Source organism: Variovorax sp. Varisp36 (assembly GCF_047304235.1).
GTDB lineage: Bacteria > Pseudomonadota > Gammaproteobacteria > Burkholderiales > Burkholderiaceae_C > Variovorax.
The window spans coordinates 1-13,675 of record NZ_JBGLYU010000009.1; the positions used below are offsets into that span (position 1 = coordinate 1).

Sequence of the window (13,675 nt, forward strand, 5' to 3'; positions counted from 1 at the left end):
CCCTACCCCCGAAATTCCCCAACCGCCCCAAATCCCCCCGGAAGCTTCACCCCCGGGGCCACCCGGCCGGGCGGCGTCGCCGCCGCCAGCCGCCATGCGCGCGACATCGCGCGCGTCGGCGTCGACCTGTCGGAACGCGCCATCGGCACCAGCGCGATCGGCACCGCGCTGGCCGAACAGGAATCGGTGTGGCTGCACCGCGGCGAGCATTTCTTCGACGACACCAGCGTCTACAGCTGCGCGGGCGCGCCGCTCTTCGGCCCCCGGGGCGACTGCATCGGCATGCTCGACCTGACCGGCGTGCAGGTGGTCGAGCGCCCGGAGCTGCGCCACCTGGCCACCCTGTCCGCGCGCAGCATCGAGAACATGCTGCTGATCCGCGAGCCCTGCGAGCTGCTGTTGCACCTGGCCTGGCCGGGCAGCCCGAGCAGTGAAGCCACCGAGGGACTGCTGTGCATCGACGCTGGCGGTGGCATCACGGGCGCCAATGCGGCGGCCCGGCAGATGCTGCACCAGCCGCTGGCGCGCTGCGAACACGCATTGAATTTCAACGACCTGTTCGCGCTGCCCCTGCACATGATGTTCGACGCGGCCCGGCGCGGCGACGCGGTGCTCGAAGTGCCGCTCTGGTCGGGCTTGCGGGTGCAGGCGCGGCCCCGGCGCGGCGGCAGCTCCGAGGGTGCTTCCGCATCCAGCACCCGCCCGCGATTGCGCGACGTCGAAACCGAGCTGATCCGCAAAGCGGTGACCGACGCGCGCGGCAACGTGGCGGAAGCCGCGCGGGCACTGGGCATCAGCCGTGCCACGGTCTACCGCAAGCTGTGGCGCGGCCGCTCGGCCGGCATGCCGGACTGAGCGCACAGCGTTCAGCTTTCCTGCTTCAGGCCCCCACGGGTACCTTGTCCAGGAAGCCCGTGACCGAGCGGAGCTTGCCGGCATCCAGCTGGGCGAAGTCGGTGCCCTGGATCATGTCTTCCGCCCCGCTCGGCCCCAGCGTCCACGAGAAGCGCAGATGGTCGCCGTGCGCGTCCGCCTTGCCCAGCAGGTTGAAGCGGAAGCCCGGGTAGCGCTGGTGCACCGCGCCGACCAGCGCGCTGATCTGCTCATGCCCGCTGGCCTGCGCCATCGGGTCCACGTAGTGCGCGTTGGCGGCCCACCCGGCTTCGATCAGCGCGGCGCGGCGCGCGGCGTCGGTTTCGTTCCAGACGGCGATGTAGCGTTGGGCAATCGCGGTGGCATCGTGTGCGGCGGTGTTCATGATGACGATTCCTTTCGAAGGGTTCGGCCCGCAACATCGCGGGGTGAAGGAATGGTCGCGCCGCACGCGATTCGCGTCGATGACGTGGCAGGTTATGCGGCAAGCTCCATCGAGGCGTTCGCATCCAGCGGAAACACCGGCCGGCGCACCTTGCCGAAGGGGAACAGGCCGTATTCCGAACTGGTCACACCCGGGCTGTCGCACTCCACCAGCGCGGCCGACAGCGGCTCGAACACCGGCCGGCAGTACATGCGCGACTTGAGCAGCAGGAAGCGTTCCCTGCGCGGATCGAGCCCCGCGCACTCGAAGACGCCGATGTCCCACGGCTCCTGCGTGCGCTCGGTCACCACGATGCGCGCGGCGCCGATGTCGAACAGCACCGTGCGGCCCATGCTGCTGCGCTGGCCGGTGTAGGTGGGGCCGGTGATCACGTACTCGCCGTTGCCGATGGTGCGCACGGTGCCCGTCAGGCGCACCGGCGTTTTCTTCAACCCGATGCCTTCCAGCGAGACCTTGTTGCCGAGTGCGACTGTCGCCTCCGCACCCTCCCCCGCCGCGATCAGCTCGGCCACCGCTTCGGGGTCGCACAGCGGCCCCACGCCGATGCCGTGCAGCCCTTGCGCAAGCGCTTCCTGCAGCACGTCCATGGTGTCGCAGCTGCCGCCAGACATGCAGTTGTCGCCATGGTCGAGCAGCAGCACCGGACGGGTGGCTCCCTGGGCGATGAGCTTTGCGCGGGCCACCGACTGCGTGAGCGGCTCGCTGCGGTAGATGAAGGCTTCGCGCTCGCTCCACATCTGCATCGCGATGCGGTCGGCCGTGGCCTGCGCGCGTTCGGGCGATTGCGCGTCGACCACGATCACGCTCATGCACGGCGCCTCGATGTCCGACAGCGAGAAGCCCGCCAGGATCGACACCGCGAGCGACTCCGACGATTTCTCGGCTTCGCGCGCCGCCTCGATGGCGCGCTGCATCGCACCGGTGAACGAGGCGCTGCGCAGCGTGTGTGCCATCAGCGGCAGCCGGCGCCAACGCATCGCCGGCCTGCTGCGCCCGGCCAGCAGGTCGAACAGCAGGCGGCCGGCGTGCTCGCCGGTTTCGTACATGTCGATGTGCGGATAGGTCTTGAAGCCGACGATGACGTCCGCATTGCCGACCATCTCGGGCGTGACGTTGGCATGCAGGTCGAGCGCCACGCCGATGGGCACGCCCGGCGCCGCGGCGCGCAGGCGCACGAGCAGGTCGCCTTCGCCGTCGGCACTGTTCTGTGCGACCATCGCACCGTGCAGGTCGAGCAGTATGGCGTCGCAGCCCGGCGCCGCATCGACGATGCACTGCGTGAGCGTGGTGTAGGCCTGCGCGTCGACCGGCCCGCTCGGGTTGGCCGAGGCCGACACCGGCGTGACCAGCGTGGCGCCGGCCTGCTCCGCCAGGTCGATGAAGGCCGACATCGCCGTGCGCATGCCCTTGTTGTCCCGGTAGGCCTGCTCGCCGAAGGTCGGGCCGTCGGGGCCGAAAGCCGCGAGCGGCGTGGGCACGGGCGAGAAGGTGTTGGTCTCGTGGTTGAGACGCGCGATCAGCACCTTCATGACGACGCCACTCCCGCGCTTTGCAGCATGGCCTGCAGCAGCACGTTGCAGCCGGCCTCGAGGTGGTCGGGCTGCGCGTCCTCGATCTCGTTGTGGCTGATGCCGTCGAGGCAGGGCACGAAGATCATGGCCGTGGGGCAGACGCGCGCGAGGTACACGGCGTCGTGGCCGGCACCGCTGATCACGTTCATCCAGCTCATGCCCTGCGCCTGTGCGGCTTCGCGCACGGCGGACACGAGCTTGGGCGTGAAGGGCTGCGGCGGGAAGTAGACGACCTGTTCCACCGACATCTCGACCTTGCCCTTCGTCGCGATGCGCTGCACCGCTTCTTTCAGCTCGGCATCCATGGCCGACAGCACCACGTCGTCGGCCGCGCGCAGGTCCACGCTGAGCTTCACGCGGCCCGGGATCACGTTGCGCGAGTTCGGATAGTTGTCGATCCAGCCGACCGTGCCGCGCGCATGCGGCGCGTGCGCCAGCGCGATACGGTTGACCTCGATCACGAGCTCGGAGGCGGCCAGCAGCGCGTCCTTGCGCAGCTCCATCGGCGTGGGGCCGGCATGCGCTTCCATGCCCTGGACCACCACGTCGTACCAGCGCTGGCCCAGCGCCCCTTCGACCACGCCGATCACGCGCTCGTTGGCTTCGAGCACCGGGCCCTGTTCGATGTGCGCCTCGAAGTACGCGCCCACCGGCGACGCGGCCACCGAAGCAGCCGTGCTGCCTGCATAGCCGATGGCCGCAAGCGCGTCCGACACGCTCACGCCCTCGTGGTCGCGCTGCGCCAGCGCATGCTCGAGCGTGAAGGCGCCGACGAACACGCCGGAGCCCATCATCACGGGCACGAAGCGCGAGCCCTCCTCGTTGGTCCACACGGCCACTTCGAGCGGTGCTTCGGTTTCGATCTTCGCGTCGTTGAGGCTGCGGATCACCTCCAGCCCCGCGAGCACGCCATAGTTGCCGTCGAACTTGCCACCCGTGGGCTGCGTGTCGATGTGGCTGCCGGTGGTGATGGGCGGCAGCACGTTGTTGCGGCCGGCGCGGCGCGCGAAGATGTTGCCGATGGCGTCCACGCGCACTTCGCAACCCGCTTCGCGCATCCAGCGCGTGAACAGGTCGCGGCCCTGGCGGTCGAGGTCGGTCAGCGCGATGCGGCAGACGCCGCCTTTCTCGGTGGCGCCGAGCTGCGCCAGTTCCATCAGCGAGTTCCAGAGCCGCTGGCCGTCGATGCGGAGTTCGGTGTGTGAGTTCATGGCTTTGCGATAAGGAAGAGTGTTGCGGGAAGCCTCAAGCAAGGCCCACGCCCAGATAGCGGTCTTTCACTTCATGGTCGGCCATGAAGTCGGCGTTGCCGGCCTCGTGCACGATCACGCCCTGCTCCACGATGTAGTGGCGGTCGGCCAACTGCACGCAGACTTCGAGGTTCTGCTCGACCAGCAGGATGGCCACGCCGGCCGCCTTGATGGTCTTGAGTTGTGCGACGATCTCCTCCACGATCACCGGCGCCAGGCCTTCGACCGGCTCGTCGAGGATCAGCAGGCGCGGATGGTTCATGAGCGCGCGGCCGATGGCCAGCATCTGCTGCTCGCCGCCCGAAAGCTGCCCGCCGCCGTTGCGCCGCCGCTCCTTCAGCCGCGGAAAGATGCGGTAGATGTCGGCCAGCTGCCAGGGCGATTCGCGCCGCAGGCCGAGCAGCAGGTTTTCTTCCACCGTCAGCAGCTTGAAGATGCCGCGGTGCTCGGGCACCAGGCACACGCCGCGTGCGGCGATGCGGTGCGGCGGCATGTCCGCGATGTCCGCGCCCTGGAAGCGCACGCGTCCACCCGTGGGTGTGACCGCGCCGGCAATGCTCTTGAGCGTGGTCGACTTGCCCGCGCCGTTGCGGCCCAGCAGCGTGACCAGTTCGGCATCGCCAACGCGCATCGAAACGCCCTGCAGCACATGGCTCTTGCCGTAGTGGGCATGCAGCCCCTCGACTTCGAGGATGTTCCTTCCGCTCATGCCTTGCCCCCCGTGATCATGTTGCCGAGATAGGCCGTGCGCACGCGCGCATCGGAGCGGATGTCGCCCGGCAGCCCTTCGGCAAGCACGCGGCCCAGCTGCATCACGGTCACGGTGTCGGAGATGTCCATCACGATGTTCATGTTGTGCTCGATCAGCACCACGGTGTGCTGGTCGCGCAGGCCGCGGATCAGGTGCTTCATGTCGTCGAGGTCGTCGATGCCCATGCCCGAGGTCGGCTCGTCGAGGAAGATGGCCTTAGGCCTGGCGGCCAGCGCCATGCCCACTTCGAGGCGGCGCTGCTGGCCATGCGACAACTCGCTGGCCGGCGTGTTCGCCAGCCGTTCGAGCCCCACGCGCTGCAGCACCTCGTCCACCGTCTGCGTGCAGGCCAGTTCGCCGACCGGCGCGCGCCAGCAGTTCATGGCCTGGCGCGGCGAAACGCCCTGCGCCGCCACGCGCAGGTTCTCGCGCACCGACAGGCTCAGGAACAGCGCCGTGACCTGGAACGAGCGCGCCATGCCGCGCTGCACGCGCCGGTGGTCGGGCTCGCGCGTCACGTCATGGCCGTCGAACAGGATGCGGCCGCCCGTGGTGGTGCCGGTGCCCGTGAGCATGTGGAACAGCGTGGTCTTGCCCGCGCCGTTCGGGCCGATCACCGAGTGCACGGTATTGCGCTTGATCTTCAGGTCGACGCCGCCGAGTGCAGCGAACTTGCCGTAGTGCTTGGTGACGCCGACGGCTTCGATGAGGATGCCCGTCATGCTTTTTCTCCCAGGGCCGCAGGCACTTTGGCGCCAGGCGATGTCTTGCGGAAGATGCGGCGCCACGCGCCCTCGCCCAGCCCCCAGAGCCCGCGCTGCATGCCGATGCTCACGCCGATCAGCAGCAAGCCCAGCAACAACAGCCAGCGCGGCCACAGCGTGGAGAGCCAGTCGGCCAGCAGCACATAGAAGGCCGAGCCCAGCACCGAGGCGAACAGGTTGCCGGTGCCGCCGATCACGGTAATGACGAGGATCATCTCGCTGGTGTGGTACTCGGCGTTCGACAGCGGCGCGATGCCGGTCATCATCGCGTGCAGCCCGCCCGCAAGGCCGGTGACGGCGCCCGAGATCACGAAGGCCAGCAGCTTGAAGCGCTTGAGGTCGTAGCCCACGGCGGCGGCCCGGTCCTCGTTGTCGCGGATGGCCAGCAGCGTGCGGCCGAAGATCGAATCGGTCACGCGCAGCAGCAGGCCGAAGGCGATCAGGAAGATCACCGCGACGAAGGCGTAGTACTTCCACGGCGTGTCCATGAAACCGGGGCGCGGCACGTCGAGCAGGCCGTTGTCGCCGCCCGTGAGGTCGGTGGCGGTGTAGGCGATGAAATAGAACATCTGCGCGAAGGCCAGCGTGAGCATCACGAAGTAGGTGCCGCGCTGGCGGATGGCGACCCAGCCGACCAGCGCCGCGCCAAGCGCGCCCATGGCCACGGCCGCCAGCAGGGCGAGCGGCATCGGCAGGTGCAGGCGCGTGAGCAGGATCGCGATGGTGTAGCTGCCCAGCCCGAAGAAGATGCCCTGCCCGAAGGACAGCAGCCCCGTATAGCCCAGCAGCAGGTTGCAGCCCAGGGCCGCGAGTGCATAGATCAGCACCTCGCTCGCGAGCGAGCCCGAGCGCAGCACCAGCGGCAGGCCCAGCGCGGCGGTCAGTGCCAGAAGGAAAGTGATTTTTCTCGGCATGGCGTTCATCCTTTTCGGCCGAGCAGGCCATGCGGGCGCAGCAGCAGCACGGCCGCCATCGCGATGTAGATCATCAGGCTCGCCCCCGGCGGCCAGATGGTGCTCATGAGGCTTTGCACGATGCCGATGAGCAGCCCGCCCACGAGCGCGCCGCCGAAGCTGCCGAGCCCGCCGATCACCACCACCACGAAGGCGACGCTCAGCGCCTCGACGCCCATGAAGGGCTCGGCCCCGCGGATCGGCGCGGCCAGCACGCCAGCCAGCGCCGCCGTGGCCGCACCCAGCGCGAACACAAGGCTGAACACCCGGAACACGTTGATGCCGAGCAGCGACACCATCTCGGTCGATTCGCTGCCCGCGCGCACCGCGCTGCCCAGGCGCGTGCCTTCGAGCACCCACCACAGCAGCACCGCGAGCACAGCGGTGAAGCCGATCACGAACAGCCGGTACTTGGGATAGACGAAGGCGCCCCACATGACCACGCCCTGCAGCAGGTCGGGCGTGGCCACGCTATTGCCCAGCGGGCCCCAGAACACGATCACGATCTCCTGCACCGCGAGCGCCAGGCCCACCGTCACAAGGATGTGGAACTCGTGCGCCTTGGCGTACACGCGGCGCAGCAGCAGCTTCTCGGCCAGCCAGCCCAGCGCGCCCACGGCGAGCGGCACCACAACCAGCGCGACCCAGAAATCCAGGCCCCACTGCATGGCCTGGTAGCACAGGTAGGCTCCGAGCAGATAGAAAGCGCCGTGTGCAAAGTTCACGAAGCGAAGCAGGCCGAACACGATGGACAAGCCAACGGCCAGCAGGAAATACAGCATGCCGATGCCGATTCCGTTGATGGTCTGGAGCAGGTAGACGGTCATGGGCTCGTTGGCTTGCGTTGCGTCAGGCCAGCTTGCAGCCGCTCTTGTCGATCGGGAGGAACGACTTGCCGGAACTCACCACGTCGACATAGTCCGCTGCATCCTTCATCTTCGACTTGGCCTTGCCCTTGAGCAGGTAGTAGTCCTTGACGACCTGATGGTCGGCCTTGCGGATTTCTTCCGTGCCCGTGAGGCCATCGAACTTCATGCCTTCGAGCGCGGCGATGACGGCCTTCTGGTCCACCGAGCCCGCCTTCACGATGCCGTCGATCAGGATCTTGGTGCAGATGTACGAGCCCGCCAGGCTGTAGTTGGGCACGATCTTGAGCTTGTCGGCCGTGCGCTTCACGAGGTCCTTGTTGAGCGCGGTGTCGGCCGTGTGCCAGTACTGCGCACCGAAGTACACGCCGTCGCACAGGTCGGCGCCCAGCTCGTCGAACTGCTCGAGCCCCGAGGCCCAGGCGATGAGGATCGTCATGTTCTTGTGCATGCCGAAGCTCACTGCCTGTCGCAGCGCGGCCGACGACTGCGCACCGAAGTTCAGCAGCAGCAGCACGTCGGGCTTGGCCGCCATCGCGTTGGTGAGGTAGCCGCTGAACTCCTTCTCGTTGAGCGAGTGGTAGCTGTTGCCCACGTGCTCGATGCCCTTCTCCTGGAAGATGTTCTTGGCCGCGCCCAGCAGGCCCTCGCCGAACACGTACTGCGGCGTGATGGTGTACCAGCGCTTGGCCTTGGGCATCGACGAGATCAGCGGGCGCACCGTCTGCTCGATGGCGCCGAAGGTGGGCACCGACCAGCGGAAGGTGGCGGGGTTGCAGTCCTTGCCGGTGATCTCGTCGGCGCCCGCGGTGGTGATGAACAGGCCGCCGGCCTTCTCGGCCTCCTTGCCCATGGCCAGCGCTTCGGACGACAGGATGCCGCCCGCGAAGAACTTCGCGCCCTGCTGCTGCGAGGCTTCCTGCACCTTGCGCACAGCGGTCGCCGGCTTGCCTTCGGTGTCGAGCACCGTGTAGGCCAGCGGACGCTTCAGCACGCTGCCGTATTGCTCGATGGCCAGCTTCATGCCCAGGTCGGCGAACTTGCCATTGGCAGCGAACGCGCCCGACATGGGCACCGGGCAGCCGAAGCGGATCGCATCGGCCGATTGGGCGAAGGCGGCGCGACCGGCCAGGAGCGAGGCGGGAGCGGCCGAGAGGGCGGCGAGTTGAAGAAGTTGTCTGCGTTGCATGGAGGAACTCCGGTCGTAGTGAAGAGGAGAAAAGAAGCGAGGGAGAGCAGGCGCCGGCAAATTTAAGCGGATAAATAGGATTAATATGCTGGTAAAAACCCGCTAGCAAGCCCTGTGCCCAAAACCAGACCACCCCTCTGCATCACGCCGTTTAAGATCGCGCGCTGTTGCGCATCCCGCGCATCTCCCGATGGGCATGGAGCGTTTCAATGAGAGTGGGAGAGAACCGTCCCAAGCGGCAGAAGCTCTCGGACGTCATCGTCGAGGACGTCAAGCGCTGGATCGTGGCGGAGCGCAAGCAGCCCGGCGACCGGCTACCGAACGAGAAGGAATTGATCGAGCTCTTCGGCTATTCGAAGAGCACGGTGCGCGAGGCACTGAAGGCGCTGGAGGTGCGCGGGCTCATCGCCATCCGCACCGGCCCCGGCGGCGGCGCGTACCTGCAGCAGGTGTCGGTCGAGCATGCCTCGGAGCCGCTGCGCAACTTCCTGCACTTCCATCACCTCGACGGGCATCACATCTACCAGCTGCGCAAGGTGCTGGAGCCCGAGCTGGCGGTGAGCGTAATCGGCAAGCTGACGCCCTCGCAGTTCGAACGGCTCGAAGAAAACGTGCGCCTTTGCACCATCGAGCCCGCCAACGAGGACGAATTGCGCACGCAGCGCGAAGCCGAACTGGCCTTTCACACCATGCTGGCCGAGGCCTGCCCCAATCCGGTGCTGTCCTTCATGTGCCGCTTCCTGAACGACCTGCTGCGCGACCTCGTGGTCTATAAGAAGGCGCTGGACCATCACCACTTCGGCGAGACGAACGTCGACTACCACACGCAACTGCTGGCCGCCTACCGGCGCGAAGATGCCGACGAAGTGCGGCGCCTGATGACCGAACACATGGTCGATGCCGAACAGCACATGCACGAGATGGAGGCGCACATCGGGGCGAAGCATCTGTTGCTGCCGAGCGGGCAGCGTTAAATTTTTCAGGGCGCGTGCACAGGCCGCCGGTACTCCCCTCCGCGAATGTCCCCCGGCCTTTGGCCTCCTCCTTTAGCTTGTGCCGGCCTATCAACCAGTGCTCTGAACGATCCCGCGCCGCTTCAGGCATGGGCCTTTTCCAGACACGCCTGAAACGCCAATACCGCCCGTGACGGTTTCGGCGACCGCCGCAGCAGGCTCACGAACCGGCACGCGTAATTGAAGCGCGCCGGCAGCACCGCCTTCATGAGCCCGCGCTGCTCGAACGCCTGCGCATAGTGGTCGGGCAGGAAGCCGAGGAAGCGCCCCGAGAGGATCAGCGTCGCGATCGCCTCCTGGTCGAAGCCGGTGGCCTTGCGCGACAGCTTGGCGCGGTGGCTCAGCTCCATGTTGGGCGAGTGGTAGCCCAGCCCCGCGAAATGATGCGCGCCAAGCTTCGACCAGGTGAGCTTGGCATGCGGGCTGTCGAACAGCGGATGGCCCCTGCCGCAGTAAAGCAGCATCGTCTCGTCGAACAGGTCCGCATACACGAGGCTCTTCGAAGTCCGGTGCGCCGGGATGATGCCGATCTGGAAGTTGCCCTCCAGCACGCCCTGCTCGATCGCGTTGATCGAACCCACATGCACCGCCAGGCTCACCTCCGGCGCGATCTCGGTGAAGCGCGCGATTGCCTCGCCGATGCGCGCCTTCGGGTTGGTCGCGGTCTTGTCGAACAAGGCCACGTCCAGTTGTCCGCCCATGCGGTTGTGGATGTCGTCGATGCTTCCGCGGAAGGCATCGACCGAGGCCAGTAGCCGCAGCGTCTCGTCGTACACGCGCTGCCCCTCGGCCGTGAGCGCGAAGCCCGCCCGGCCGCGCCGGCACAGCACCAGGCCGAGCCGCGTTTCCAGGTCTTTCACATGGCGGCTCACGGTGGAGGTGCCGATGTTCAGCTCCAGTTCGGCCGCGGCCATGCCGCCGCAATCGACCACGCTCTTGAACACCTTGAGCAGCCGCAGGTCCATGTCGCTGAGCTGCCCCAGAACGGCGCGGCTGCGGGTGCTCCGGGCACTGTTCTGGGCCTTCTCTTTTACTTGCATGAACTGTCAAGTGAACATTGATATTGCGCCATTCTCCACACTGAAGGCTCTGCGAACAATCGGCACATCCCATCACCCCCGGAGCCCGCCCCGTGCGGGAAGCGCCATGACCCTCGCCACGCCCGCCATCGAACCGACGCCCGCCCTGCGCACCGACGCCGCCTGGCTCGACGCGCACTGGATGCCCTACACCGGCAACCGCAACTTCAAGGCCGATCCGCGGATCATCGTGGAGGCCAAGGGCGCCTACTTCACCGACGCCGACGGCCGCAAGATCTTCGACGGCCTCTCGGGCCTGTGGTGCTCGGGCCTCGGCCACGGCCGCCCCGAGATCACCGAAGCGGTGAGCCGCCAGATCGCGAAGCTCGACTACTCGCCCGCCTTCCAGTTCGGCCACCCGCTCTCGTTCGAGCTGGCCAACAAGATCAAGGAGCTCACGCCCGCCGGCCTCGACTACGTGTTCTTCACCGGCTCGGGCTCCGAAGCCGCCGACACCTCGCTGAAGATGGCGCGTGCCTACTGGCGCACCAAGGGCCAGGCAAGCAAGACGCGCCTGATCGGCCGCGAGAAGGGCTACCACGGCGTCAACTTCGGCGGCATCTCGGTCGGCGGCATCGCAGCCAACCGCAAGCTGTTCGGCCAGGGCGTCGAGGCCGACCACCTGCCGCACACGCAGCTCGCATCGAACGCCTTCACGCGCGGCATGGCCGAGAACGGCGCCGAGCTGGCCGACCGCCTGCTCGACCTGATCGCGCTGCACGACGCCTCGAACATCGCGGCAGTGATCGTCGAACCCTTCGCGGGCTCGGCCGGCGTGGTGATTCCGCCCAAGGGCTACCTGAAGCGCCTGCGCGACATCTGCACCGCGAACAACATCCTGCTGATCTTCGACGAGGTCATCACCGGCTTCGGCCGCTGCGGCGCGCTCACGGGCGCCGAAGCCTTCGGCGTGACGCCCGACATCATGAACATCGCCAAGCAGGTCACCAACGGCGCACAACCGATGGGCGCGGTGGTCGCCAACAAAGAGATCTACGACACCTTCATGGCCGCCGGCGGCCCCGACTACATGCTCGAGTTCCCGCACGGCTACACCTACGGCGCACACCCGGTGGCCTGCGCCGCGGGCATCGCCGCGCTCGACGTGCTGCAGAAGGAAGACATGATCGGCCGCGTGCAGGCGCTGGCGCCGCACTTCGAGAACGCGGTGCACAGCCTCAAGGGCAGCAAGCACGTCGCCGACATCCGCAACTACGGCCTCGCCGCGGGCATCACCATCGCCGCGCTGCCGGGCGAACCCGCGCGCCGTCCGTACGAGATCGCGATGAACTGCTGGAAGAAGGGCTTCTACGTGCGCTACGGCGGCGACACGATCCAGCTCGCGCCACCTTTCATTGCGGAGAAGGCGGAGATCGATCGAATGGTCAACGCACTGGCCGACGCGCTGGCCGAGACGGCCTGATCGGAGGCCGGGTCCTACAGGCGGCGCGCCGGCCGCCTTCCAATAATCGGCGCAATGACGGCATTGCGCAGCGATATCCCTGCCCGCCTCGACCGCCTGCCGTGGTCGCGCTGGCATTGGCGCGTGGTGATCGCACTGGGCGTGGCCTGGGTGCTCGACGGGCTCGAAGTCACGCTCGTGGGCTCCATCGGCGCGGTGCTGGAGCGGCCCGACACGCTCGGGCTCACGGCCGGCGAGATCGGCCTCTCGGGCTCGGTGTACGTGGCAGGTGCGGTGCTCGGCGCCCTGCTCTTCGGGCGGCTCACCGACCGGCTCGGACGCAAGAAGCTGTTTCTCGTCACGCTGGTGGTCTACACCGTCGGCACGCTGGCCACCGCGTTCTCTCCCGACTTCGCCTTCTTCGCGCTGTGCCGCTTCGTCACGGGGCTTGGCATCGGCGGCGAATACGCGGCCATCAATTCGGCCATCGACGAGCTGATTCCGGCGCGCGTGCGCGGGCGCGTCAACCTCGCGATCAACGGCAGCTTCTGGATCGGCGCGGCGCTGGGCGCGGCGCTGAGCCTCGTGCTGCTCGACGCGCGCGTGATCGGCCCGGTGTGGGGCTGGCGCGCAGGCTTCGCGCTGGGCGCGGTGCTGGCTGTGGCGATCCTGCTGGTGCGGCGCCACGTTCCAGAGAGCCCGCGCTGGCTCGTTGCGCACGGGCGGGCCGATGAAGCCAGGCGCATCGTCGAGCGAATCGAGGCCGAGGTCGAGGCGCAGCACGGACCGCTGCCCGCGCCGCAAGGCCATGTGAACTACACGGCCGCGCGCCCCAACAGCCCGCCGATGCGGGAAGTGGCGCGCGTGCTGCTCAGGCGCTATCCGCAGCGCAGCGTGGTCGCATTGGCGCTGATGATCTCGCAGGCCTTCTTCTACAACGCGATCTTCTTCACCTATGCGCTGGTGCTCACGCGCTTCTATGGGGTGCCCGAAGGTGACGTGGCGCTCTACATCTTTCCGTTCGCACTGGGCAACGTGCTCGGGCCGCTGCTGCTGGGGCCGCTGTTCGACAGCGTGGGACGGCGACGGATGATCGCGCTGACCTATGTGCTCGCGGGCGTCGGCCTCGCGCTCACGGGCTGGGCTTTCATGATGGGCTGGCTCGATGCGCGCAGCCAGGCGATGTGCTGGTCGGCGGTGTTCTTCCTGGCTTCGGCGGCGGCGAGCTCGGCGTACCTCACGGTGAGCGAGGTGTTTCCGCTCGAGATGCGGGCCATCGCCATCGCGATCTTCTATGCGGTCGGCATGGGCGCGGGCGGCTTCGCTGCGCCGCTGCTGTTCGGCCTGCTGATCGAGACCGGCAGCCGGGGTGCGGTGATGGTGGGCTACGGCATCGGGGCGGCGCTGGTCATCGTCGCGGGGCTGCTGGCCCTGCGCCATGCGGTCGACGCAGAGCGCAAGCCGCTGGAGGAGGTGGCACCGCCGCTGTCGTCCGAAGCCGGCGGCGAACGCTGACCAT

Annotated in this window: 13 protein-coding genes; 4 read left to right on the forward strand and 9 right to left on the reverse strand. The window is 67.7% G+C overall.

All coding sequences use genetic code 11. From position 1 onward, the window contains the following. Positions 1–855: helix-turn-helix domain-containing protein (locus tag ACCD11_RS07780; RefSeq protein ID WP_413313362.1), on the forward strand; the 855-nt coding region annotated here is incomplete at its 5' end. 25 nt (positions 856–880) lie between these two features. Here the strand turns inward: ACCD11_RS07780 and ACCD11_RS07785 are convergent. The 8 genes from ACCD11_RS07785 to ACCD11_RS07820 form a co-directional block, all read right to left on the reverse strand. Then, a complete protein-coding gene (locus ACCD11_RS07785) occupies positions 881–1,258 on the reverse strand; it encodes a nuclear transport factor 2 family protein (RefSeq protein ID WP_007829322.1) in 378 nt (125 codons plus the stop codon). 92 nt (positions 1,259–1,350) lie between these two features. Then, positions 1,351–2,847, reverse strand: a complete 1,497-nt coding sequence (locus ACCD11_RS07790; RefSeq protein ID WP_413313363.1) for a M81 family metallopeptidase — start codon at positions 2,845–2,847, stop codon at positions 1,351–1,353. After that, a complete protein-coding gene (locus tag ACCD11_RS07795) occupies positions 2,844–4,100 on the reverse strand; it encodes a Zn-dependent hydrolase (protein WP_413313365.1) in 1,257 nt (418 codons plus the stop codon). Before ACCD11_RS07795 ends, ACCD11_RS07790 begins: the two co-directional genes overlap by 4 nt. Positions 4,101–4,134: 34 nt before the next feature. After that, positions 4,135–4,848 carry an ABC transporter ATP-binding protein gene (locus ACCD11_RS07800; RefSeq protein ID WP_007829318.1) on the reverse strand — a complete coding sequence of 238 codons (714 nt, stop codon included), beginning with the start codon at positions 4,846–4,848 and terminating at the stop codon, positions 4,135–4,137. Next, a complete protein-coding gene (locus ACCD11_RS07805) occupies positions 4,845–5,612 on the reverse strand; it encodes an ABC transporter ATP-binding protein (protein ID WP_413313367.1) in 768 nt (255 codons plus the stop codon). Before ACCD11_RS07805 ends, ACCD11_RS07800 begins: the two co-directional genes overlap by 4 nt. Then, positions 5,609–6,568: a branched-chain amino acid ABC transporter permease gene (locus ACCD11_RS07810; protein ID WP_413313369.1), complete on the reverse strand. Its 960-nt coding sequence runs from the start codon at positions 6,566–6,568 to the stop codon at positions 5,609–5,611. The genes ACCD11_RS07805 and ACCD11_RS07810 overlap by 4 nt, the downstream gene beginning before the upstream one ends. A gap of 5 nt (positions 6,569–6,573) precedes the next feature. Then, positions 6,574–7,434 (reverse strand): branched-chain amino acid ABC transporter permease, encoded by an 861-nt coding sequence (locus ACCD11_RS07815; RefSeq protein ID WP_007829315.1) that lies wholly within the window; start codon positions 7,432–7,434, stop codon positions 6,574–6,576. Between the two features lie 22 nt (positions 7,435–7,456). Further along, positions 7,457–8,662 carry an ABC transporter substrate-binding protein gene (locus tag ACCD11_RS07820; protein ID WP_413313370.1) on the reverse strand — a complete coding sequence of 402 codons (1,206 nt, stop codon included), beginning with the start codon at positions 8,660–8,662 and terminating at the stop codon, positions 7,457–7,459. A 209-nt stretch (positions 8,663–8,871) separates the two neighbouring features. Between ACCD11_RS07820 and ACCD11_RS07825 the strand changes: the two genes are divergently transcribed. Beyond that, complete coding sequence (locus tag ACCD11_RS07825; protein WP_413313371.1) at positions 8,872–9,636, forward strand: FadR/GntR family transcriptional regulator; 765 nt, start codon at positions 8,872–8,874, stop codon at positions 9,634–9,636. A 122-nt stretch (positions 9,637–9,758) separates the two neighbouring features. On the opposite strand, the gene ACCD11_RS07830 is transcribed toward ACCD11_RS07825, so the two are convergent. After that, positions 9,759–10,715: a LysR family transcriptional regulator gene (locus ACCD11_RS07830; RefSeq protein ID WP_413313373.1), complete on the reverse strand. Its 957-nt coding sequence runs from the start codon at positions 10,713–10,715 to the stop codon at positions 9,759–9,761. A 106-nt stretch (positions 10,716–10,821) separates the two neighbouring features. Between ACCD11_RS07830 and ACCD11_RS07835 the strand changes: the two genes are divergently transcribed. Together ACCD11_RS07835 and ACCD11_RS07840 are read left to right on the forward strand one after the other, a co-directional pair. Then, a complete protein-coding gene (locus ACCD11_RS07835; RefSeq protein WP_413313375.1) occupies positions 10,822–12,177 on the forward strand; it encodes an aspartate aminotransferase family protein in 1,356 nt (451 codons plus the stop codon). Between the two features lie 54 nt (positions 12,178–12,231). Continuing rightward, positions 12,232–13,671 carry an MFS transporter gene (locus ACCD11_RS07840; RefSeq protein ID WP_413313377.1) on the forward strand — a complete coding sequence of 480 codons (1,440 nt, stop codon included), beginning with the start codon at positions 12,232–12,234 and terminating at the stop codon, positions 13,669–13,671. Positions 13,672–13,675 lie beyond the last annotated feature (4 nt).

Excerpts from the sequence above, each read along its gene's own strand:
- ACCD11_RS07785 (WP_007829322.1), bottom strand. The coding sequence starts at position 1,258 with ATGAACACCGCCGCACACGATGCCACCGCGATTGCCCAACGCTACATC.
- ACCD11_RS07790 (WP_413313363.1), bottom strand. The coding sequence starts at position 2,847 with ATGAAGGTGCTGATCGCGCGTCTCAACCACGAGACCAACACCTTCTCG.
- ACCD11_RS07795 (WP_413313365.1), bottom strand. The coding sequence starts at position 4,100 with ATGAACTCACACACCGAACTCCGCATCGACGGCCAGCGGCTCTGGAAC.
- ACCD11_RS07800 (WP_007829318.1), bottom strand. The coding sequence starts at position 4,848 with ATGAGCGGAAGGAACATCCTCGAAGTCGAGGGGCTGCATGCCCACTAC.
- ACCD11_RS07805 (WP_413313367.1), bottom strand. The coding sequence starts at position 5,612 with ATGACGGGCATCCTCATCGAAGCCGTCGGCGTCACCAAGCACTACGGC.
- ACCD11_RS07810 (WP_413313369.1), bottom strand. The coding sequence starts at position 6,568 with ATGCCGAGAAAAATCACTTTCCTTCTGGCACTGACCGCCGCGCTGGGC.
- ACCD11_RS07815 (WP_007829315.1), bottom strand. The coding sequence starts at position 7,434 with ATGACCGTCTACCTGCTCCAGACCATCAACGGAATCGGCATCGGCATG.
- ACCD11_RS07820 (WP_413313370.1), bottom strand. The coding sequence starts at position 8,662 with ATGCAACGCAGACAACTTCTTCAACTCGCCGCCCTCTCGGCCGCTCCC.
- ACCD11_RS07825 (WP_413313371.1), top strand. The coding sequence starts at position 8,872 with ATGAGAGTGGGAGAGAACCGTCCCAAGCGGCAGAAGCTCTCGGACGTC.
- ACCD11_RS07830 (WP_413313373.1), bottom strand. The coding sequence starts at position 10,715 with ATGCAAGTAAAAGAGAAGGCCCAGAACAGTGCCCGGAGCACCCGCAGC.
- ACCD11_RS07835 (WP_413313375.1), top strand. The coding sequence starts at position 10,822 with ATGACCCTCGCCACGCCCGCCATCGAACCGACGCCCGCCCTGCGCACC.
- ACCD11_RS07840 (WP_413313377.1), top strand. The coding sequence starts at position 12,232 with ATGACGGCATTGCGCAGCGATATCCCTGCCCGCCTCGACCGCCTGCCG.